The organism is Akkermansiaceae bacterium (assembly GCA_019634595.1).
In the GTDB taxonomy this organism is placed as follows: Bacteria; Verrucomicrobiota; Verrucomicrobiia; order Verrucomicrobiales; family Akkermansiaceae; genus Luteolibacter.
Genome location: JAHCBC010000001.1, coordinates 1,245,135 through 1,267,005, shown reverse-complemented (window position 1 = coordinate 1,267,005; position 21,871 = coordinate 1,245,135). Strand labels below are relative to the sequence as shown.

The following is a 21,871-nucleotide window of genomic DNA, read 5'->3' as shown; positions in this document are numbered from 1 at the left end:
CCATGAGTCTCTCCGGAAAACATGTCGCCATCCTCGGTGCCGGCCGCAGCGGCCGCGCTGCCGCCGCGCTCGCATTGCGCGAGGGCGCACGGGTGAGCGTGTGGGACACGGCGGGGGCGGCGGCTTTCTCCGGCATGCCGGAGGGCGTGGAGATCCACCCGGAAGCGACGGAGGAAAAAGGCCGTGCGGTCGTTTCCGATCTGCTGGTCGTCAGTCCGGGAATCGACACCTATGGCAGCTACGTCGCCGCGTTTTCCGCCAACAGCGGTGAGGTGATCGGCGAGGTGGAACTGGCGGCCAGGTATTTCACCGGACGCATCATCGCGATCACCGGGACCAACGGAAAGACCACGACCACGGAACTGGTGGCCCGCATCCTGGCGCATGCCGGTCTGGATGGCGTGGCCTGCGGCAACTACGGCGTGCCATTCGCGGAGGTCATCCTCACGGCGAAGCCGCCTGCGGTGGTTTCCCTGGAACTGAGTTCGTTCCAACTGGAGACGATCCGCACGCTGCATCCGGTGGTGTCCATCTGGCTGAACTTCGCGCCGGACCACATGGACCGCTACCCGACGGTGGAGGCCTACCGTGCTGCCAAGCTGAGGATTTTCGAGAACCAGATGCCGGAGGACACCGCGGTGGTCCGCACGGGGGAGGATCTGCCCGCCATCTCCCCACGCATCGTCAGTTTTTCCACGACGGAGCCGGGGACGGAATGGTTCTCCGATGGGCGCGAGATCACCTTCAAAGGGGAGGTCGTGGTGAACCTCGACAGGGACACCGCGCTGCGCGGCCTCCACAATGCGGAGAACACGATGGCCGCCTTCGCCGCATGCGCCGCGCTGGGTATCCCCCTGCATGTGATGCGTGAGGCCCTCCATGGCTACGCGCCGCCGCCCCACCGCTGCGAGCTGATCCGGACGCTGGATGGCGTGGAGTATCTCAACGACTCCAAGGCGACGAACCTCCACGCGCTGGAAAGCGCGCTGCGTTCCCAGACCCGGCCGGTGATCCTCATCGCGGGTGGCAAGGAAAAGGGCCTGGACTACACGCCGGTGCTGCCGCTTCTGAAAGAAAAGGCGCTGGCGGCCGTTACCTTTGGCCAGATCGCGCGTCCTTTGGCGGATCTTTTCTCACAGGTGGTTCCGTGCCAGTCCGTCGTCACCCTGGCGGATGCGGTCCAGGCGGCGAGGGAACTCGCCCCCCATGGCTCCACCATCCTGCTTTCACCGGGCACATCATCGTTCGACCAGTTCACTGGCTACGAACAACGCGGCAACGCATTCAGGGACTTGGTCCACCAGCTTCATTGATCGTTCATATCCACCCATGAAACCTCACACCCTTCCAGTCAAACGCACTCCTGCCAGCAAGGGCATCTTCCGGCGTCTGAGCGCCGTCACCCGCAGCCGCAAACAACGCGCCGCGACCGCGGCCGCGGACGACATGTTCGAGCATGAGGACCACAGCTCGAAGATCTCCCGCGCGCTCACCATCATCTTCCTGATCCACATCGTGGTCATCGGGCTGATCTTCTTCCACCAGAAGTTCCTCGACAAGGGGGCACCCGCGACGGAAGCGGTGGTGAAGAAAGCCGTGGTGGCGGCTCCGGCCCGGGAACTGCCCAAGCTGTCCGACGGCGGTCAGGTCCACCGCGTGAAGGTGGGCGACAACTACGACAAGATCGCCGCGGAATATGAGGTGGATGTCGCGGATCTCCGCGCCGCGAACAACCACGTGGATATCGTCCCCAGCCTCTTGATGAAAATCCCTCCCCGCAAGGTGGTGGCCATGACACCGCCCGAGGTGCAGGCGATCACGAACCCGGAGACGATCCAGGACACCGGTCTGGTGGAAGCCGTGCCGGTTGAAACGGCGGGCGCGCCGCGCGCCCAGCTCGTCCGCCCGGCGGGTGGAGCACCCGCTGCACGGCAGACGGTCGCCGCCACCCCTCCGGTGAGGACTTCCGGTGCCTCCGGCCAGAAGTACGTGGTGAAGGCCGGCGACAACATCTGGCGCATCTCGAACAAGTTCAAGGTGGACCAGAACGCCCTCATGAAAGCCAACGGCATCACCGATCCCAAGAAGCTGAAACTGGGCATGACCCTCACGATCCCCTGATCCGCTGATGTTCCGCCACGCCTCCATCCTCCTCTGTCTGGCCGTCGCCGCGCTTGTGGCGCTCGGCCTGGTCATGCTGGCCAGCACCAGCGCCTGGGTGCGGGGTGTGGATGAGTCCTACATGTTCCTGCGCAAGCAGACGATCATGGTGGTGGTCGGCCTGGTGCTCGCCGTGGTGGCGGCATTCATGCCGGGAGAGTGGATGCGGAAACTGGTGCCGTGGATGTGGATCGGCTCCCTGGTGCTGCTGCTGCTCTGCTTCGTGCCGGGCATCAGCGTGGAGATCTACGGCTCGAAGCGCTGGATCCAGGTCCCGCTGGTGGGTCAGTTCCAGCCTTCCGAACTGGCGAAGATCGTCACGGTCATGTCGCTGGCCGCGTGGTTCGCCCGCTGGCAGACGGAAGTGTCCACCTTCTGGCGTGGCTTTGTCATCCCCGGCATCATCGTCGGGTGCCCGATCCTGGCCATCGCGGCGGAAACGGACGTCGGCACGGCGCTTTCCCTCTCCGTCGCTGCGGGTGCGGTCCTCTACGCCATCGGCACCCGGCTGTCCTTCATCATCCCGACGGCGCTCGGCGTGATCTCGCTGGCTTCGGTCTACGTCTACAACAACCAGAACCGCTGGTCGCGGATCGAGGCGTGGCTGGACCTTGAGAATCCCGTGCACCAACTGGACAAGGGGATGCAGCAATGGCGCGCTCTGCTGGCGCTGGGCAACGGCGGCCCGTGGGGCGTGGGCCTCGGCAACGGGGTGGAGAAATTCGGCACGCTGACCTTCGCCCACATCGACTTCATTTTCCCCGTCATCGGTGAGGAGCTGGGCCTGCCGTTCACGCTCGGCGTGATCGTCTGCTACGTCCTCATTGCGGTGGCGGGCACGGCCATCGCCGTGCAGGCGACGAATGTCTTCAACCGCTGCCTGGCCATCGGCCTGACGGCGGTGATCGTGGTTCCCGCGATGGTGAACATCGGCGTGACCACTGCGGTGCTGCCGAACGACGGCCTGCCGCTGCCCTTCGTGAGCTACGGCGGGACGAGCCTGGTGTTCAGCCTTGCGGCGGTGGGGTTGCTGGTGGGCATCCACCGCGTCTCCAACCAAGCTCCACCGAGCGCCTTCCCGCTGGGCAAGGATACCCGGCTTTCCGTGAGGCTGTGAGCGGGGAATGTGGCTGGGCCATCTTGGCCCAGGCCGTTGCCGGAGCATCCTGCTCCGGTCTTCTGCTGGGATGGCTCCCCATGGAAGATCACACTAGGTTTGAGAGCACTCCATTGTTCATGAACGGGCAGTGGTTCGGGGCGGGACGCCCCGGCAACGGTTTGCGGCCTTGTGGAAGACGCAGCAGGGCCGCCATGTCGCTTCGCTCCATTGAGGCAGGATGCCCCAGCCACGATGGCACAAAAAAACCGCATCCGGTGAGGGATGCGGCTTTCTGAAAGTCCTGTTCCAGCGGATCAGCGCTTGGAGAACTGGAAGCGTGCGCGTGCGCCCGGTTGACCAGCCTTTTTCCGTTCCTTCATACGAGGGTCACGGGTGAGGTAGCCGAGGGGCTTGACGAGCTTGCGGTTTTCCGGATCGACCTTGGTGAGGGCGCGGGCGATCGCGTGGCGGATGGCGATGGCCTGGCCGTGGATGCCGCCGCCTTTGACGACGACCTTGAGGTCGAACTTGTTCACCGCTGCGACGTGCTGGAACGGTCCGAGGATGGCGTTCTGCAGCTCGACGGTCGGAAGGTACTCTTCGAACGAGCGGTCGTTGATGATGATCTGGCCGGTGCCTTCGGAGAGCCAGACGTGGGCCACGGCGGTCTTGCGGCGGCCGGTGGCGTTTTGAGTTGCGGTGGCGGACATGAGAGGTCGTTATTTGGAATTATTTGACGGCGTAGGCGACCGGAGCCTGGGCTTCGTGCGGGTGGGACTCACCTGCATAGACCTTGAGCTTGCCATACTGGGCGCGGCCGAGGCGGTTTTTCGGGATCATGCCCCAGACGGCGCGTTCGACGAGGAGGACCGGACGGCGCTCGCGGACTTTGGCAGGGGTTTCGACCTTCTGGCCACCGACGTAACCGGAGAAACGGGTGTAGATCTTCGAGGTTTCCTTGGTTCCGGACAGGACGACCTGATCGGCGTTGATGACGACGACGAAATCGCCGGTGTCAACGTGGGTGGTGAAAGTGGGCTTGTGCTTGCCGCGAAGCAGCCGGGCTGCCTCCACGGCGACCTGGCCGAGGACCTTGCCCTTGGCGTCGATCACATACCACTTGCGCTCGACTTCGTGCGGCTTGGCGGAAAACGTCTTCATGTGCGTCAAATAAGGAAATCTCCGCGCGGTTCGGCGGAGGGGCGGGCAAACTAGGGAGCGGGCTTTGTGCTGTCAACCGGGAAATATTCCGACCGGGCGGGATTTTCACGGAAAGCGGGCGATTTCACTCCGGCGCGTCCGTCGGGCGGCTCATCGGGGCGTTGATGGGTGGCGGCAGGGGGCCGGTGCCGGAGTCGCCGATGGCGGCCTGGGTTTTGATCGCCCCGGCGATGGCCTTGGCGAGCTTTTCGCGGTAGGCGGGGGACTGGGCGAGGCGGGCCTCCGCGGGGTTGCTGAGGTAGCCGCACTCGATCAGGACGCAGGGGATTTCCGGATTCCGGGTGAGGCGGAGGCGGCGGCGGACCAGCCCGCGGTTTCCTGATTCCGACGGGCTGACGCCGGCCATGGCCCGCTGCAGGCGCACGGCCAGTCCGTGGCTGTCCACCCGCCAGTAGTAAGTCTCCGGCCCGCGGATGCCGGACGGTCCGCTGTTGTAGTGGACGCTGATGAGGATGGCGTCCCCATGGTGGTTGGCGCGGACGACCCGGTCATCCAGGTCGATGAACTCGTCTCCGGAGCGCATGAGGATGGTGCGGAAGCCGCCCAGTTCCGCCTTGATGCGCTTGGCCGTGTCCAGGGCCAGTTCTTTTTCCTGCTGGCCTGTGTGCCTGCTGACTGCCCCTGGGTCCTTTCCGCCGTGGCCGGCGTCGATGATGACGGTGCGGAATCCCTTCGGGCCGGGACGGTGGCCCCAGTGGTCGCGCCCGGAGGACGATCCGGTGCCGGAAGGCGCGCCGCAGGAGACGAGAAATGCGGTGACCGCCAGGGTCAGGACGGGTTTGAAGGGGAAATCCATGACTGGAGAGTGGAGGTTTTTCCTCCGTCAGGCGAGCGGGGAAATAGGTAGCTGGCGTTACTGGGACCGCGGGATTCATCCCGCTTGGCTTCGCCGGATTCCACGTGGCGGAATAAATTCCGCGGTCCCAGTCCGGAGCATTGGCATGCCCGGCGGTCCTTCACCGAAAAGTGCTTGAGAGCGTTGACGGTTCCGGAAATACTGTTCGCATGATCTCTTGTTTGTTCAGTTGCGAACACGCCACCTGTGCCGTGCCGGAGGCGTTCCGCGAGACGTTCAAGGGGTCGGAGGAAATCGTGACCTCGATCAAAGGATGGGATCCGGGGGCGCTGAATCTGGCGCAGGGGTTTTCGATGAAGTTCCGCACGCCTCTGGTCCATGGAGATGTGACGCGGCTGTTGATCGACCTGAACGAGGAGGGGGATCTGCGGTGGAGCAATTTTTCAGGCAAGCTGCCGGAAGCGACCCGGGCGAAGCTGGTGGACCGTCATGAGCGGCCCTACCGGCTGGCGTTGAGATCCCGCGTCACGGAGGATCTGACGCGGAACCACCGGGTGTTGCACGTGATGATCCACACGGAGGAAGGCGGGCCGGAACTGCTGCTGGAGATGGTGCGGGATGGATTTGCCCGTGAGGTGGCGGACGGATGGCGGAACGGGCTGTCCGCGAATGGGGTGGAGATGAGGGTGATGAAAATCGACGGCAACGGGCTGATGGAGCGGCTGGTGGTGAACTATCCGGAGGATCGCTACGGGCTGCTGCGGCTGAAGGTGCCTCAATCGTATTTCCTGGAAGGGAAGCCGCTGCGGTGGGAAACGCTCAAAAAATTCCTGCTGTCCTCACTGTCGCAGGTGGTGGCGGGTCTGGAGGAGTAAAGGGGGGCTGCCGCGAATCCCGCAATAGAGCGAATCTTGAAGAAGCCCATCTGTTGTCTTTGCGTTTCTTTGCGGCTTCGCGGTAGATTTTCCATAGTTCGCGATTGCAGTTGGAGGACAGGAATGGGAGCGAAGCGGACATAGCGGCGTAGCCGCAATGTCCTCCCTCCTTACCTCACCTTGCTCAGGTTCTCCGCCTTCCTCGCCAGGATTTTTTCCCGGATCGCGGTGAGGGGATCATCATTGCCCGCGGCGCTTGCATCCAGCATGGCGATGGCGGAGTCACAGGCCGCCGCCGCCTCCGCGTGGCGGCCGACGGCTTCGTGGATGTCCGCACGCAGCAGGGAGGAGGAAGCGGAGGGGCCGTATTTCTTCACCAGGGCGGCCACGCGGGCGAGCGCCTGCTCGTGCCGGGAAAGGGAGATCTCCAGCGGGATGGCCGCCTGCTGGAGCGCGACGATGGGGCCGAACACGGCGACGGCCTGATCGAGTGTCGAAAGGGCGAGCAGGGAGTCACCCTCCTGGTTCCGCTCCCGGATCCACGCGGCGGCGGTCAGGAAGTCGCCGGGGTCCACGGCGTCCTTGAACGAGACATGGCGGAGCTTCGCTGCGATGGCTGCGTTTCCGTCGCCGCTTTCCTTCCGCAGGCGGGCGAGCCATTTCCACGCCGGTGGGAACCCGGGGAAACGGCGGGTTGCTTCCTCCGCCTGGACCAGTGCATGCGGCAGGTTGCCTTCCGCATGGGCCAGCCTCACGGATATCAGGACAATCTCCGGATCGTCCGGGGAAAGGGCGAGCGCGCGGACCACGGACGGGCGGGCGGTGTCCGGGTGGTTCCTCCGCAGCAGCAGCTCCGCGCGGCGGAGGTGGAGCATGGCGTCGTCCGGTGTCTCCGCCAGGTGCTTGTCCAGTTCCGCCAGGCTGTGGGCGGGGTCAGGATGGGCGGTGGCGGGGAGAACGGAGAAGAGGAAGATAGGGAAGAGGAAGACGGCGACCGGTGATCGCCGCCACGATGGGAGCTTCTTCATGGGCGGACTGCCAGGCGGAGGAAAATGGTGTCGGCGGGTGGGCCGGCGGTGATGGTGAGGGTGGCCTCCACGGTTTCCGGATCGGCATCCGGGGTGGAGACCGTGCGGGTGGTGATGGTCGCGGTGCGGGTGCCGTCCCCTTGCCCGGAGGTCCGCCATGTCACCAGATCGGACGACCACTGGATCTCCCCGGTCACGTCCTCCGCCGCCTTCGAGCGGGGGAAGGTGGCGGTGAAGACGCCGCCGGTGGCGGAAATGGTGCGTATGCCGGAGATACTGCCTGTATAGTAGTCGATGAGGTCCGGCGAGCCGTTGCCATCCCGGTCGCCCGTGTGGGCGGTCTGCCCGCGGGCATGGAGCCACGCGCCCAGCGGTCGGTCGCGGATGACGGCCTGGGCGGAAGACGGTGTGCCCGTCACGTAGGCGGCGTTCGGGGACAGGGTGAGAATGAGGGTTTCCGGGCCTTCCGCCAGGTCATCCGGCAGGACGGTGGTGGTGATGGCCGCGTCCGCCTGTCCGGACGGGATGCGGACCATTCCCGGCAGCGCGGTGAAGTCCACCACCGGGGAGGCGGTTCCGGAAAGGGTGTAGCGGACATCCAGATCTCCGGTGAGGGAGCCGGTCCGTGCCACCTGGAAGGCCAGCGAACGGTCCGGCCCGAACTCGCCCGCATCGCCGTCCGTGGTGGTGAGCGTCACGGTCGGCGCGGCGGTCACTTCGATCTCCACGGGCATGGCGGCGGTCTCCAGCCCGCTGTTGTCCGTGGCCCGGGCGATGAGCGTGTGGATGCCCTGGGGCGCGTCGTTCCAGATGAAGGTGAAGGGAGCCACGGTCGCCTCACCGATGGGGGTGGTGCCGGAAAAGTAGCGCACGCGGGCCACGGTGCCGTCGCTGTCGGTGGCATTCACCTGCAGCGTGACCGGGGTTCCCTGCGCGAAGGACGCGCCGTTCGCCGGGGCGGTGAAGGAGACGCTGGGCGGGAACTGCGTGCCGCCGGTGGTGAAGGTCCGCACGGGCGTGCGGGTCACGCTTTTCCCGTCGCTCACCTCCGCATACCATTCGTAGCGGGTGGCGGGGGCGCGGCCGGTCCAGGTGAGGGAGGACGTGCCGGGGGCGACGGTGCGGCTTCCCAGCTCCACGAAGGGCCGTCCGCGTCCGGAGAGGTCCACATCCAGGTTGAAGCGGCTGTCCGCGTCCGTCTCATAGCGGTTGAGCGTGGGGGAGTAGGTCTGCACCTCCACGCGGTTGAGGGACGGGCGGAAGGTGAGGATGCGCAGCCAGCCGTTGCCGCCCTTTTCGCGGCTCTGATAGTCCGCCAGCAGGGAGTGGACGGTGCGGCCCTGGTAGGTGTCCGAGCGGCGCCCCTCCCCGGCGATGTGGCCGCCGTGCATGAGGATGAGGTTCGGGTTGCCCTTCAGCGCGTCATAGATGGCCTGGCCCTGCGGGCTGAAGGAGGCCGGATTTCCGGTGCCCACCGTCCAGTGGGTGGTGATGATGCCGCAGTGGTTCGGGTGGGACTTCAGCAACGCGTCCGCCCACGCCATGTCCTCCGCGTCCGGTGTGGTGTCATACTCGAAGGTGATGACGATGAAATCCAGGCCGCCCGCGGTGAAGGTGATGTAGTTGTTGTCCGCGCTGTCCGGGACGGAGGTGCCGCCGTAGTAGGGCTTGTTCCGGAAATGGTTCAGCCCTGTGGTGGGATGGACGCCGAAAAAGCGGTTGAAGCCCGTGGTGGTGCCGTCCGCATTGCCGATGGGCGTCTGGTCATGGTTGCCCACCGCCATGGAGTAGGGGATGCCGTGGGGCAGCATGGTGGTCAGCGGATTCTCCAGCCGGTACATCGCGTTGGAGGCGTTGTTCCATTGTTCCGTGGAGGTGGACGGGTTGTCGCCGTTCTGGGTGATGTCCCCCAGGTGGAGCACGGCCGCGATTTTCAGCGCGTTGCGCTGCGCGACGATCCAGTCCGTCTGCGCGGAAAAGATCGCTGCCAGATTCCCGCCCTCGTTTTCCGAATACCACTGCGTGTCCGGCAGGGCGACGACGGAGAAGTCGGAAAGCGGGCCGCCGTCCGTCTCCCGGCCGAACCAGCGCACGGTCAGCGAACTGTTGTCAGGGTCCGTGGTGGTGACGGTCAGCGCCGGGTCATGGATCACGCCGGCCTGCTGGTCGGTGGGCGTGGCCGGCTCGATGTCCGGCGGGACGTTGAGGTTGAAAGGCGCGCCCTGTGTGCGGAACACGCCGTTGGTGAGGGTGCCGGTCACGCCGGAGCCGCTGCCGTCCGTGAGGGTGGTGCCGGAGGCTTCCTCCGCGGAGTGGCGTGTCACCAGTCCGGTGGTGGAGGGTGGCGCGGCGTTCATGCCGCCGCGGATCTCCGCCTGGGTGCGCGCGCGGTTCCAGACGCGCACTTCATCCATCATGCCGAGGAAGAATCCCGCCGGGGTGCCGGACGCGTTCATGGCGCTGCCGTAGGTGGTGTTGCGGTCGGCGTCCGGGGATGGGGCCTGGTTGCCGGTGTCGCCCTCCGCCTCCAGGTTGCCGTTCAGGTAGAGTTTCCACGCGCTGCCGTCGAAGCTGGCCGCCGCATGGTACCACACGCCATGGGTGAGTTCCGTGCTGCCGATGAGCGGATGGTTTTCGCCCACGGCGGCGTCCTTGAAATCCGCGGCCAGCTTTCCGCTGTCCTCATCGATGCCCAGGAAAAAGTCGCTGCCGGTGCCGTCGGAGCGGCCCTTCGCGATCAGCGGTATGGCTTGCAAGCCGCCGCTGTTCACGGAAACGCCGCCCGGCTCGCGGCGGAACCAGCATTCGACCGTGAATTTCGTGAGCTGGTGGGCGGCCGGTTTGCCGAGGTTCACGTAGTCGTTGTAGCCGTCGAAGAACAGTCCGCCGGTGCCCGGTGCCGGGGTGACGGAAAGGTTCGCGGTGGAGGAACGGGTGACCAGTCCCTGGTTGTCCGTAGCCCTTGCGTTGATGGGGTGGAAGCCGAGCGGCGGATTGCTCCACACGAACTGGTACGGCGCGGTGCGGTCCTCCGAGATGAGCTTCTCGCCATCGTAAAAGCGGACCATCGATACGCCGCTGTCATCCGTGGCGGTGGCGGAGAGCGTGACCGCGGTGCCTTGCCGGACGGTGGTGTTGTTCGCCGGGGCGGTGAGGGAAACGGTCGGCGGTGTGCCGGCATTCGCGGTGGTCGAGAAGAAAGCGAAGCTGAACGCATCCTCCGTGGCGGAGCTCATGTTCTGAAGCGGGACGTCCGGGAGGTCGCGGCTTTCCACGATCCAGCGGCCATTGTCGCCATCCCACTCCGCGGATACGATGTTGTCCGCGTTGTTGGACGCGCCGCCCTCCGGACTGACGATCAGCACGCCGGTCGTCGCGCTGTGGCCGGGGATCTGGATGTACCACTGGCCGGTGCCGCCCTTTGTGACGGTGAAGCTGCCACCGGAGATGTCCGTGGTCGCATTGCCATTCACGCGTCCCATCGCGACCAGGCGGTTGGTGCCCACGGCGGAAACGGGCAGGTAGGCGAAGGCGACGGGATCATTCTCATAGGCCGTGCCGTTCACCCCGTTGTCATGGCAGTAGATGGTGAAGGTGCCGTCGGTGTTCGCCTTGGAAAGCGCGTAGTTGTCCTCGTTCTTCGCGCCGGAGACCAACAGGATGCCGTTCTGGGATGCGTTCGCCACCAACGGCGAAAGCCGTAGCTGGTAGATCCCCTCCGTCGTGGTGGAGTCCGTGAAATGGGTGCCCAGGGTGAGGCCGGGGGAGGCGGTCAGCTTGCTGATGTTGCCACCGTTCTCCGCATTCTCCGCCACGCCGCCGAGCCACGTGTCATAGGGCAGGAAGACGAAGGAGACGTCGATGTTCGCCTCATCGCCCTCCGGGGAGCGGAAGACGGGGATGTAGTAGCGGGTGCCGGAAGTCTGGATGGCGGTGGTGGCGTGGTGCGGGCCTGCGGCCGGGCCGCCGACCGCGCTGTCATCCCGGATGGTCTGCGCCGTGCAGGAGATGAGGACGCCCGCCGCGGGGTCGTTCGTGTTCTTCAGGTTGACGTTGTAGTCGCCGCGGTTCCCGCCGGTGACGAGGTTGGACGACGATCCCCCCGCTGCCTGGGTGAGCGTGACGGAGGAGGATTCGTTCCCGCCGTTGTTCTGCCTCACCCGGATGGTGCCGAACTCGGTGGCTGCATGCAGGGGCAGGATGATGAAGGCGGAGAAAAGGAGGGGCCGCATCTGGCGGGGAGGATCAGGGAGTGGTTATGAAGCGGCCCTTGCTCCACCCATCCGGAGATGGGCGGGGCAGGGGCCGTGCGGTGATTCGGGAAATGCCTTGTCAGGGCGCGGCGGGTGCCATGTTGGCGGCGGCGACCTGGGCCGGCTTGGCGGGTTCCGGCGCGTTGCTCGGTTCCTCCAGTTGCAGCACCTTCACCGGGTTGCGCGGGCGGTTGCCGTCGGCGGAGTAGATGACCAGGCGGCGGTAGCTGCCGCGGCACGGCTCCAGGGCGGCGGAGTGGCACAGGCGGTTGGTGCCGTCAGCCAGCAAGTACGAGACTTGTAGTGGAGTCATCCGGTCGGACGGCAGCTTGCGGGTGTAGCTCATGCCGGGGTTGAGGCGGATCTTCTCCTTCTCGATCTCCAGGCCCACCGGGTAGGCGGAGACGTTGGAGAAATGGAGGTTGCCCTCGGCGCGCGCGGCGGCACCGTCCGGCACGATGATGGTGTTGGCGGCGGTCCACTTCGGTCCTTTCCGCCAGACGATGGCGAGGCTGGCGTCACCGGCGGAGAGCGGGATGTCCAGCCATCTGCCGCTGTGGTCGGAGTTCAGCGAGACACGGCGGGCTTCCGGCTCCGGCATCACCAGCGGTGCGGAGGTCTGGCCCAGGCGCAGGCGGAGCTGCATGTCCGCCTTCTGCTTTTCCTCCCCCTGCTTCAGCGGGAACGGGATCAGCAGCGTGCGTGGTGGCACCATGTCCGCGGGTGGCGCGATCTCATGGCGCACGCCTTCACGGACTTCCTGCTTGAACGGCGGCTGGTCGCCCACGGCGAGGACCCTCAGGCGGTGCTGGGGAGCGTCCTGCGAAAAGGCGATGCCACACATGCAGGACCAGAATGCGATGAAGGAATTTCTCAACATACGGCGGCAGCATACCCGTCCGCCGCCGCCGCCGGGAAACCCTCCGTTGTGACAGCATCGCAACATTTCCGGGAATCCATTGTGCCTGCGTTGGCGGGGGCGGAAGCGACGGTTTCGTTGCAGTAATTCCATTTCGCCAGAGCGCGGATGGGCGTCATTTACGCCGCCGTCCGGCACCCATGCACGGTGTCCGGTTTCTTCCCAACATGCCTTCCTCATCATGAGATCATTTCAAAAATACCTCTACACCGCGCTCGCGGCGGCTGTCGCCACCGGCGGTGCGCATGCTTTCAGTGATCCTCCAGTGACGATCAATTTCCAGAACGGTCTGGACGACTATTGGGGCGGTTTCGAGCGCCGCATCAGCACCGGAACCATGCGCACCCCTGGTGCCTTGGAGTCCGCACCCGTCGGCTCCCGTGAGATCGACGGCATGGAGTCCACCGGCCAGGCCGAGTTCTACGTGGACGGCGGAGCGAACGCGTTCAACGACCGCGGCTTCGCCCACATCCTGATCCGCTTCGACGATCTCGTGGGCGCCGGCAGGATCCCGGCCGGCGCGAAGATCACCAGCGCGAAGCTGCACGTCATCCAGAAGACGCACGGCAACGCGCAGAGCGGTGACGTTTTCACGGTCTTCCGCCTCGCCCGTCCTTTCGACAGCAACTCCAGCTCCAACGTGCTCGAGAACCCCGAGGCCGACTTCGGCGCGGACGGCATCTTCGGTGATGTGGACTGGATCCTCGGCAGCTTCCGCCCGCCGAACACCGCCACCACCGCCGCCACCGTGACCGCGGACATCACGCGCGCCGTGCAGTCCTGGGTTGATGGCGCGCCGAACAACGGCATCGGCATCGCGCCGGAGCAGGGCACCAATGCCTGGAGCTTCCACAGCTCCGGCTCCACCCAGAACCTGCGCCCCCGCCTGGAAGTCACCTATGTGACCGGCACGGACGTGCAGGCGAAGGACTTCCAGCCCGGCCTCAACGGCTACGCCGGCCTGGAGGACATGACGCTCCGCACGGGTGGTGCCTCCATCCTTGGCAAAAACGCGGGCACCCTTGGCTTCGACTATCCCGAGCCGGGAACGACCCAGCCCGACATTCCCGGCCTGATGCGTTTCAGCGGGCCGGAGGTTGAGGCGCTCCTCAACGACCGCCGCGTGGAAAAGGCGACTTTCCGCCTCTATACCGCGAACGTCAGTAACGCGCAGAGCCCCGGACCATTCACCGTCCACCGCCTGCTGGTCCCGTTCTCGGAAACGACGGTCCGCGGTGACTTCGCCCCGGACACCGGCGGAATGATCGCAGCAGGGCAGATCACCCCGCCCATCGGCACGTTCACGGATCTTCCCCAGTTCCGGGTGGTGGACATGGATGTGACGGCGGCAGTGAAAGCATGGGGCTACGGAGCGCCGAACCACGGCCTCTACATTGCCGCCGGAACCTCGGATGCCTGGAGCGTCTATAGCTCCACCGCTTCCCAGGGTACCGGTGCGAACCTGATCCAGAGGCCCGGCCGCCAGCCGTCGCTCTCGATCGTGACCAGTCCGCGCCGCCCGGTGGAGGTGACTTTCCCTGAGTCCGACACGCGCCACACCATCGGCACGCCGGTCACCTTCCAGGCCACCGCCACCCCCATCGCCCCGGCGACCATCACCCGCGTTGACTTCGTGGTGGACGGCGCCGTGGTCGGCACGGATGCCAATGCTCCCTACACCTTCACCTACCCGGCGGACAAGCTGGGCAACTTCGTCCTGATCGCCAGGATGGTGGGCAGCGATGGCGTGGAGGTTGGCAGTGACAACGTGAACTTCTCCGTCGTGCCTCCTTCCGGTTCGGGCGGATTGTATTTCGACGGCATGGCCGACCATGTCGCCCTCGGTGACCCGGCGGAACTGAAACTCTCCACCTTCACCGTGGAGACATGGTTCAAGCGCGAAACCAAGGGCATCACCACCACCACCGGTGGCGTGACCGGCATCCCGCTGGTGGCAAAGGGCCGCAACCAGGCGGAGAACTCCACGCTGGATACCAACTGGTTCCTCGGCATCCGTGAAGCGGACGGCGTCCTGCTGGGCGACTACGAGGCTCTCTCCGGCGGTGCCAACGTGCCGATCACCGGTGTGACCCCCGTGCCATACGGCCAGTGGAACCACGCGGCGATGACCTTCGACGGTGCGAACTTCCGCCTCTACCTCAACGGAAAGCTGGAGCGCATCATCGCCACCACCGTCCAGCCCCGTGCGGACAGCATCCAGCACGCGTCCATCGCCACGGCCATGGACTCCAACGGTCTCGCCGAGGGCTTCTTCGGTGGCTACCTCGACGAGGTCCGCATCTGGAACGTGGCCCGCACCAGCGAGCAGATCCGTGCGAAGCTGAACGCGGAAGTCACCACCGAGACCGGCCTCGTCGCCCGCTGGGGCATGACCGAGGGCACGGGGACCACGTTGACCAGCAGCGTGACACCCGCCGTCATCGGCAACTTCTCCGGTTCGCCCGTGTGGGCTTCCGGCGCGGTCTTCAGCAACAACGAGCTGCCCACCGTGGTCTTCACCGCTCCGGCCAATGGATCCACCTATGCCACCGGCCAGTCGGTGGATGTCACGGTTTCCGCCGTGGATCCGGATGGAACCGTCGCCAAGGTGGAGTTCCATGACAACGGCGCGCTCGCACACACCGCGACCGCCCCACCGTTCACCTGGCCTTACACCGTGCTGTCCGGCAACCGCCGCCTCACCGCGGTCATCACGGACAACCTCGGTGGAGTGACCACCACGGATGCCGGCCTGCTGCTCGCCGGCACCCTCACCGCACCGACCATCCAGGGACTCAGCGCGGGCATCATCGACGGTGGTGACGAGGAGATCTTCCTCGGCGGCACGCCGAAGAACCCCGCCACCTGGGAAGTGGTTTCCAGCACGGATGCTCCGCTGTCCTTCACCAATCCGGGCACCACGCTCGGTGAGATCGCCGTGCAGGTGAACGGTACCGGTGTTCCATTCAACTCCGGCGTCCTCCTCACCACCAACGTGGTGCTGGACGGCAACACCGCCTCGCTCGACAACCTCGTCCCTCCCTACGTCTCCGGTGGCAACTACCGCGTGGCGAGCTGGGACAACAACGGTCCGGGCGAACTGGAGCCGCTCACCACTCCGGAGTCCTCCTCCTTCGCGATGGGTTTCTTCCCCTACAACAAGGGCTGGATCGGCACCACCATCGCGGCGGACGGCACCGTCGGAGCCGGTGCGGGCGCACTGCCTGCCGGTGTGACGGTGACGAACGGAGCCGTCGGTTCCTACATCATCGCCGGTCTCCCGACCGATGGCAATGTCATCGCCGTGGCCGCCGGCCAGAACTCGGACGATGTGGCGACCGTGAGGCGCTCCGGCTCGGACTTCTGGGAGGTGCTCATCCGTGACAACAACCAGAACGCGGAGAACGCATCGTTCACCTTCCTCTTCATCCCCTCCACCTCCGGCAGCGTGTTGAGCGGGCAGATCCAGAATGAAGCGCAGGTCGCCGGCCTCAACCGCGAAGCGGCGATGGTGGGGGTGAATACCCGCCAGACCGTGCAGGGCTATGAGATCACCTTTGGTGACGGCAGCGTGATCAATCCTTCCAACACCGCCCTTTTCATCACTGGTGACGGTGGTGCGGGCAACGGTGCGGACAACATCTACTCCTACATCGCCAACGGTAACTCCTTCACGGTGTTCTCCCATGACCTGCCGGGCCTCAACGGTGTGTTCCAGGCCGGTGGCTTCCGCTTCCTGGCCGTGCCGCTCAACCCGCGCGTGGCTGGCAATGACGAAGTCGCCGTGAGCGTGACCAAGGCATTTGCCACGGAAGGCGTGGAGGGTGACAACAAGCTGACTTTCACCGTGGGCCGCTCCGGCTCCACCACGGCGGCGCTCAATGTGAACTACACCCTCGGCGGCACCGCGGACGCCGGAACCGACTACACCACCCCGGCCGGCGTGGTGACCATCCCCGCCGGTGCGACTTCCGCGGTCATCACCATCGATGTCCTCGAGGACCAGCTCCTGGAAGCCGATGAGACCGTCACCGTGACGCTCGCCGCGGGCGGTGGCTACTCGCTGAGCCCCTATGTCACGAGCATGGGCACCATCCGCAACGCCGCATCCAACCTGGAGAGCACCACGCTCACCTTCCAGCAGGGACTCAACGACTACACCGGCACCTTCCAGCGCCGCATCGTCCGCGGCGCCACGATCGACTCCGCATCGAACGGTGACAGCAACCCGAATCCGAATCCGGAACTGCCGGATCTGGTGGTGCAGAACTACTCGATGGACGGTGGCGTTCCGGACGCGAACGACATGCTCCGCTTCGACAACCTCATCGGCTCCGGCCCGGGCCAGATCCCGGCAGGCGCGCGTATCCTGAAGGCGGAGCTTTCCATGCTCACCGTGGTGGCTGCGGATGCCCAGTCCGGCGGCCCCTATGTGGTCGGCAGGCTGACCGAAGCGGTGAGCCGTGATACGACCTACTCCATGGTCCACGGCGGCGCAGGGGATGTCGTCAGCGGCATCCGCGGCATCGTGGACCGGGAAAACCTCTCCGCCGGCTTCGGCCAGGTGGCGCAGGGTGAGTGGGGTGTGGCGGATGTGACCGACATCCTCCGTGGATGGGTCGAGCGCGGCCTGCCGAACCATGGCTTCGGCCTGTTCTCCGGCGGCACCTCGGATGCCTGGAACTACTGCACCATCGGCAACACCACCGTGGCCAACCGCCCGAAACTGGTGGTCACCTACACCACCGTGGCGACCGAGGAATACAACCTCGTCGCGGACCGCAGCGCGCTGTTCAATTCCCGCCCCGGCAGCAGCACCTTCGATGGTGCGGAACTCCCGGACCAGGGATTCCTGAAAACCGCCCCGAACGACACGCAGGAGGCGATGCTCCGCTTCCCCGTGGACTTCGCCGACGGTACCGTTGGCTCCATCCCGCTCGACCGTGAGATCGTGAAAGCGGAGCTGATGGTCCGTACGGGTGGAAACTTCGACTCCTGGACGACAGGTTCCGCTTCGATCCACCAGGTGATCACCCCGTGGACGCCCGCCACCAGCTACGGCGTCAACGGCGCGCAGGTTGGCGTGAACGTCGCCGCCAGCTCCGTCGCCGCGAAGGGCATGGGTAACCGCAGCCACTCGTGGGTGGATGTGACCCACATCGTCCGCAACTGGCGGGCAGGTGCTGCGAACGAAGGCTTCAATCTGAAGCTGAGCAACGCGCAGAACTGGGGCTTTCACTTCCCGGGTGACCAGAACAGCGCCTTCGTGCCGATCCTCAGGATCACCACGGACCGCGGCGCCAACATTCCGGTGGAGACTCCGTTCGAGGAATGGGCCCGCCTTTCCGACTCCGCCGGCATCCTGATGACCGACGACACGGACGGCGACGGCATCCTGGCTCTGGTGGAGTATGCCCTGGGCTTCAGCCCGAAGGCACACGACACCCTCCCCGGCGTGATCCGCAACGGCGACACCGTCTCCATTTCCTTCCCGAAAGGCACCCTTGCCGCCGGTGACGGGAAGATCTCCTACGAGATCCTCGGCAGCACGGACCTGGTTGACTGGACGGTGGAAACGGCTGCCACCCAGACCTCAACCGCCATCACGCTCAGCATCACTGAGAGTGAGACGAAGAAATTCTACCGCCTGCGGGTGGTTCACACACCTTGAGTTCATCCGGACGCCCAGCCCGCTTCACGGCGGGCCGGGCGTCACTTTTGTTTTTTGCTCCGCTCTTTGAATTTTTTGTTTTCCGACATGCCAGCCAACAAAGGAAAGAACATGGGAACGCCGGTTGAGGCGGCTCCACGAAAGCCCCGCAGGGGCAGGCCGGGCTTCTCACTCGTCGCGACCATGACGTGCATGGTCCTGCTGATGGTGGTGGCGATGGGGATGTTGAGCCTGTCCGCGGTCACCGTCCGCAAGGTAGGCAGGGACGGCGCCCGCCAGGAGGCGGAGGCGAACGCCCGCATGGCGCTGATGCTCGCCATTTCACAGATCCAGGAGCACCTGGGACCGGACCAGAGGGTGTCCGGTGACGCGCGGATCACCGCGCAGGGAAAGGGTAGGCCCACCAACCCGAACTGGGTGAGCGTGTGGCCCACCAACCAGAAGAGCGGCGAGCCATGGATCCGCCGCAATGGTGAGAAGGGGGGGCTCATGGACCTCCGCGGGGAGAACCGCAACCCCCGTGACGGACGGCTGGCCCTCCTGGTCAGCGGCAATGAAAGGACCATCGTCCATGAGGATGATGAGACCCTGGATGACGCGAACTCCGCCATCCTCGTGGGTGAGAGATCCATCGGCACGGATGCCGGGAAATCCGAGCTGGTCCGCGCGCCGCTGGTGGCGCTGAAGGATCAGGACGGGGAACGTGGCAGATATGCCTGGTGGGTGGGTGATCTCGGCACGAAGGCGAATGTCGCCACCAAGGACGCCGCGTCCGAAAGCTATTCCCCCGACATGGCGATGATGCTGGCGCAGGATGCCTCCTGGCAGGCATTCGGCAAGGATGACATCCCCACGGAGGCGCGTGGCGGCCTGGTCAGCGACGGCCAGTTGGCCCTTTTCGACGACAACCGGAAGCTCAGGAATTTCCACGGATACACCGTCTGGTCCTCCGGTCTGCCCGTCAACGTGCGTGACGGAGGCTGGAAGCGCGACCTCACCGCCTACCTGTCCAGCAACGGGAATGTCCCGGACAACAGGGGGGCGGGAGGCCTCCCCGGCCTGGATGACCGTGACAGTATGGTCGGTTCCGCGAACGACCGCGCGGACCGTGATTCATGGGACCCGGGCCAGAGTTCCCGCATCCGGCCGGTCGCGCCGAAGTTCGGCCTGCTCAGGAAGTGGGCCGCGCGTGCGGACTCCACCCCGGCCGGGAACTTCATCGCCGGCACGGAAACGGGTGACACGCTCACCACCGCCACGGCCCAGGGTGAGCTGAACGTCGGCAACAGCAACAAGGTCGCCGACTTCAAGACCCAGACCCAGAGCAAGCTCATGCCCATCCTCGCGGAGGGATCGATCTACTATAACCTTAGTTACTATCAGATCGTCCCCGCGGATCCGAGGAACCCCTACGGCCTGCGCGTCCACTACTACCCGCGGGTGGTGCTGTGGAATCCCTACAACTTCGAACTGAGGGTGCCTGACTCCGCGATCCTCCTGTTCATCAACGGCAGCAAGTCCGTCGAGCTGTCCCTCACCGGCGGCATCAAGCGGACCTACCGGATGAACTGGGGTGGCGGCGGGGCCAGCCGGGGTTCCATGTATTTCAAGATGAGCGGCGCCACGCTGGGGCCAGGTGAGTCCGCGGTATGGTCACCCGCGTCGAACAGGGTCTACAACGAGACGAGCTTCGGCCAGAACCTGCTGTCACCGTCCGTAGCCCCCAGCCCCACGCGCAGCTTCTACCAGGACCGCCGCACGCTGGACTCCGCGCCTCTCTTCGAGCTGAAGAACAACACGGACCCCTCGCTCAGGCTGGAACACAACAGGACCTCCGCGCCGCCCATCGACTGGCGGGAAGTGGTGCCTGGCACCAGTTCCACCAACCTGCAGGCGGCCATGTACACCCAGGCGGATGACTATTTCATGTCCTGGAAGCCGTTGTCGGCCTCATCCTTCAATACCACCACTTTCCGGGATTTCCCGATGGGACGCTTCGTTTCCTGCGCCTACCAATATGGTGATGAGGACGAGATGCCGGTGGAGTGGACCTCGCTGGATCCCGTGCCATTCCCCGCCATGTCCGGGACCACCGGCACGGTGAGCGTCACCCCGGACCGCCGCACCCGGGACGGCTTCCGCTTCCGCTGGTCCCAGGAAACGGAGTCGAACATGATCGGCTCCGGCAGCCTCAGCGGCTCGGCGCACCTCGAGGACTCGCCCATCGGCAACTGGAACGTCCGCGCTTCCTATTCGTTCCGCAGTCCTTTCGACAACGTGACGGACGTAGCCCCGAACTTCTTCGGCATCTACACCCGGGATCTCTTCGACACGGAGGTGGACTGGAACAACATGAACCCGCGTGCCCAGGACGGGAAGTTCCTGGGGGACCCCTTCGACCAGCCGGTCCGGGCGCCGCAGAAGCGCATCCTCTTCGACGTCCCGCGGAAGGGCACGGAGATCGCCTCGCTGGGTGCCTTCCAGCACGCCGCCCTTTCGGAAATGGTGTGGCATCCCACCTATGCGGTCGGGAACTCGCTGGTGGATCCGCGGGTGCCGCAGGACCGTACGGAACCGGACCGCAGCCTGCCGATCAACCGTGACAAGGGCGGCTGGAACCAGGACTCCATCGGCTTCTCCACCGAGGACGGCCGTTCGAACACCAATGGTGAGAACGCCACCACCAACGAGGACAACTGGGCCTTCCACGCGCGGCGGCTCCTCCAGAACGCCGCCTTCGACAACACCCTCATCTATGACCTCGCCTACGAGCTGAACCACACGCTCTGGGACGGCTACTTCCTTTCCAGCGGCACCCCCAGGCAGAAAAAGGCGTTCCTCGACAACCCGGCTGAGAACCCGCTGCCCAACGGACGCATCCTCCCCAACCGGATGGCCGGACCCATCGATGAGGATGACCTCACCGACTTCCACCGCGCCGCCTCCCGCCTGGTGGTGGATGGTGCCTTCAACGTGAACTCCACCAGCGTGGAAGCGTGGGAATCCCTGCTGCTGTCGAACCTGGGCGTGAAATACAACGACAAGGTCGCTTTCCCGCGCTTCCTCGATCCGCAGGAGGGAACCTGGAACGGCGGGGATGCCACCAGCAACAGCGCCTGGGCGGGACAGCGTGTCTTCAGCAAAGAGGAGATCCGGGAACTGGCGGAACAGATCGTCAGGCAGGTGGAGCTGCGCGGTCCGTTCCTCAGCATGGGGGACTTCGTCAACCGCCGGCTCACGATGGATGAGTATGGCAAGAAAGGCGCGCTGCAGGCCGCCATCGATGATTCCGGCGTGAACAACGCGTTCGAGCGGCAGTGGCCGCTGGACAACCAGAGGTCCCTCCCGGACTTCGTCCACCCGGACCACATCCGCGACGCCACCCGCATGGAGCAGACGTCGAAGCCGGACACCACCGCATGGGGTGCCCTGGGCTTCCTCACCCAGGCGGACCTCCTCCAGTTCCTCGGCCCGGCGCTGACCGTCCGCTCGGACACCTTCAAGGTCCGCGCCTACGGCGAAAGCCTCGACAAGCAGGGCAACGTCGTCGCCCGCGCCTGGTGCGAGGCCATCGTCCAGCGGACCCCCGGCTATGTCGATCCGGAGGACGACATGATGCTGCTGCCGAAGGACCTCAACGAGACGAACCAGAAGCTCGGCCGCCGCTTCCGGATGGTCTCATTCCGCTGGCTGAAGCAGGGCGAGGTGTGATGCCGGAATGTGGCTGGGGCGTCCCGCCCCAGGCCGTTGCCGGAGCATCTTGCTCCGGTCTTCCGCCGTTCGCTCTGGGGCCATGGACAAGCCCTCCATCCTTCCCATGGGTCCGCATGGAAAGGACGGCATCCTTGG

General features: G+C 65.5%; 13 protein-coding genes. 6 read left to right on the top strand and 7 right to left on the bottom strand.

Features of this window, described 5'->3' with window-relative positions; all coding sequences use genetic code 11:
* Positions 1-2 precede the first annotated feature (2 nt).
* The 3 genes from murD to KF712_05375 are packed head-to-tail and all read left to right on the top strand — an operon-like array spanning position 3 to position 3,277.
* Entirely contained in the window at positions 3-1,313 is a 1,311-nt protein-coding gene (gene murD, locus KF712_05385; protein MBX3740402.1) for a UDP-N-acetylmuramoyl-L-alanine--D-glutamate ligase, read from the top strand.
* A 16-nt stretch (positions 1,314-1,329) separates the two neighbouring features.
* Positions 1,330-2,121, top strand: coding sequence for a LysM peptidoglycan-binding domain-containing protein (locus tag KF712_05380; GenBank protein ID MBX3740401.1), 792 nt, complete (start codon positions 1,330-1,332; stop codon positions 2,119-2,121).
* A 7-nt stretch (positions 2,122-2,128) separates the two neighbouring features.
* Positions 2,129-3,277, top strand: a complete 1,149-nt coding sequence (locus KF712_05375) for an FtsW/RodA/SpoVE family cell cycle protein (protein ID MBX3740400.1) — start codon at positions 2,129-2,131, stop codon at positions 3,275-3,277.
* Positions 3,278-3,573: 296 nt separating this feature from the next.
* Here KF712_05375 and rpsI read toward each other — a convergent pair whose 3' ends face one another.
* From rpsI to KF712_05360, 3 genes are all read right to left on the bottom strand, one after another.
* Positions 3,574-3,969, bottom strand: coding sequence for a 30S ribosomal protein S9 (gene rpsI / locus KF712_05370; GenBank protein ID MBX3740399.1), 396 nt, complete (start codon positions 3,967-3,969; stop codon positions 3,574-3,576).
* A gap of 19 nt (positions 3,970-3,988) precedes the next feature.
* On the bottom strand, positions 3,989-4,420 hold the full coding sequence (rplM, locus tag KF712_05365) for a 50S ribosomal protein L13 (GenBank protein MBX3740398.1): 432 nt from the start codon (positions 4,418-4,420) through the stop codon (positions 3,989-3,991).
* A 124-nt stretch (positions 4,421-4,544) separates the two neighbouring features.
* Positions 4,545-5,276, bottom strand: a complete 732-nt coding sequence (locus KF712_05360; protein ID MBX3740397.1) for an N-acetylmuramoyl-L-alanine amidase — start codon at positions 5,274-5,276, stop codon at positions 4,545-4,547.
* Between the two features lie 209 nt (positions 5,277-5,485).
* Between KF712_05360 and KF712_05355 the strand changes: the two genes are divergently transcribed.
* Positions 5,486-6,151 carry an N-formylglutamate amidohydrolase gene (locus KF712_05355; protein ID MBX3740396.1) on the top strand — a complete coding sequence of 222 codons (666 nt, stop codon included), beginning with the start codon at positions 5,486-5,488 and terminating at the stop codon, positions 6,149-6,151.
* 170 nt (positions 6,152-6,321) lie between these two features.
* Here the strand turns inward: KF712_05355 and KF712_05350 are convergent, their stop codons facing one another.
* The 3 genes from KF712_05350 to KF712_05340 all read right to left on the bottom strand — a co-directional run bounded on the left by KF712_05350 (position 6,322) and on the right by KF712_05340 (position 12,312).
* Positions 6,322-7,179 carry a tetratricopeptide repeat protein gene (locus KF712_05350; protein ID MBX3740395.1) on the bottom strand — a complete coding sequence of 286 codons (858 nt, stop codon included), beginning with the start codon at positions 7,177-7,179 and terminating at the stop codon, positions 6,322-6,324.
* Complete coding sequence (locus KF712_05345) at positions 7,176-11,411, bottom strand: metallophosphoesterase (GenBank protein MBX3740394.1); 4,236 nt, start codon at positions 11,409-11,411, stop codon at positions 7,176-7,178. Before KF712_05345 ends, KF712_05350 begins: the two co-directional genes overlap by 4 nt.
* Before the next feature lie 100 nt (positions 11,412-11,511).
* Positions 11,512-12,312: a hypothetical protein gene (locus KF712_05340; protein ID MBX3740393.1), complete on the bottom strand. Its 801-nt coding sequence runs from the start codon at positions 12,310-12,312 to the stop codon at positions 11,512-11,514.
* Positions 12,313-12,532: 220 nt separating this feature from the next.
* Between KF712_05340 and KF712_05335 the strand changes: the two genes are divergently transcribed.
* Positions 12,533-18,022: a DNRLRE domain-containing protein gene (locus KF712_05335; GenBank protein ID MBX3740392.1), complete on the top strand. Its 5,490-nt coding sequence runs from the start codon at positions 12,533-12,535 to the stop codon at positions 18,020-18,022.
* Between the two features lie 41 nt (positions 18,023-18,063).
* Here KF712_05335 and KF712_05330 read toward each other — a convergent pair whose 3' ends face one another.
* Positions 18,064-18,207, bottom strand: a complete 144-nt coding sequence (locus tag KF712_05330) for a hypothetical protein (GenBank protein ID MBX3740391.1) — start codon at positions 18,205-18,207, stop codon at positions 18,064-18,066.
* On the opposite strand from KF712_05330, the gene KF712_05325 reads away from it, so the two are divergent.
* Positions 18,206-21,733: a hypothetical protein gene (locus KF712_05325; GenBank protein ID MBX3740390.1), complete on the top strand. Its 3,528-nt coding sequence runs from the start codon at positions 18,206-18,208 to the stop codon at positions 21,731-21,733. The two genes, KF712_05330 and KF712_05325, sit on opposite strands and share 2 nt — an antisense overlap.
* The last annotated feature ends 138 nt before the right edge of the window (positions 21,734-21,871 follow it).

Excerpts from the sequence above, each read along its gene's own strand:
- KF712_05330 (MBX3740391.1), bottom strand. The coding sequence starts at position 18,207 with ATGGTCGCGACGAGTGAGAAGCCCGGCCTGCCCCTGCGGGGCTTTCGT.
- KF712_05375 (MBX3740400.1), top strand. The coding sequence starts at position 2,129 with ATGTTCCGCCACGCCTCCATCCTCCTCTGTCTGGCCGTCGCCGCGCTT.
- KF712_05355 (MBX3740396.1), top strand. The coding sequence starts at position 5,486 with ATGATCTCTTGTTTGTTCAGTTGCGAACACGCCACCTGTGCCGTGCCG.
- KF712_05325 (MBX3740390.1), top strand. The coding sequence starts at position 18,206 with ATGACGTGCATGGTCCTGCTGATGGTGGTGGCGATGGGGATGTTGAGC.
- KF712_05360 (MBX3740397.1), bottom strand. The coding sequence starts at position 5,276 with ATGGATTTCCCCTTCAAACCCGTCCTGACCCTGGCGGTCACCGCATTT.
- rplM (MBX3740398.1), bottom strand. The coding sequence starts at position 4,420 with ATGAAGACGTTTTCCGCCAAGCCGCACGAAGTCGAGCGCAAGTGGTAT.
- KF712_05345 (MBX3740394.1), bottom strand. The coding sequence starts at position 11,411 with ATGCGGCCCCTCCTTTTCTCCGCCTTCATCATCCTGCCCCTGCATGCA.
- KF712_05340 (MBX3740393.1), bottom strand. The coding sequence starts at position 12,312 with ATGTTGAGAAATTCCTTCATCGCATTCTGGTCCTGCATGTGTGGCATC.
- KF712_05335 (MBX3740392.1), top strand. The coding sequence starts at position 12,533 with ATGAGATCATTTCAAAAATACCTCTACACCGCGCTCGCGGCGGCTGTC.
- KF712_05380 (MBX3740401.1), top strand. The coding sequence starts at position 1,330 with ATGAAACCTCACACCCTTCCAGTCAAACGCACTCCTGCCAGCAAGGGC.
- rpsI (MBX3740399.1), bottom strand. The coding sequence starts at position 3,969 with ATGTCCGCCACCGCAACTCAAAACGCCACCGGCCGCCGCAAGACCGCC.
- KF712_05350 (MBX3740395.1), bottom strand. The coding sequence starts at position 7,179 with ATGAAGAAGCTCCCATCGTGGCGGCGATCACCGGTCGCCGTCTTCCTC.
- murD (MBX3740402.1), top strand. The coding sequence starts at position 3 with ATGAGTCTCTCCGGAAAACATGTCGCCATCCTCGGTGCCGGCCGCAGC.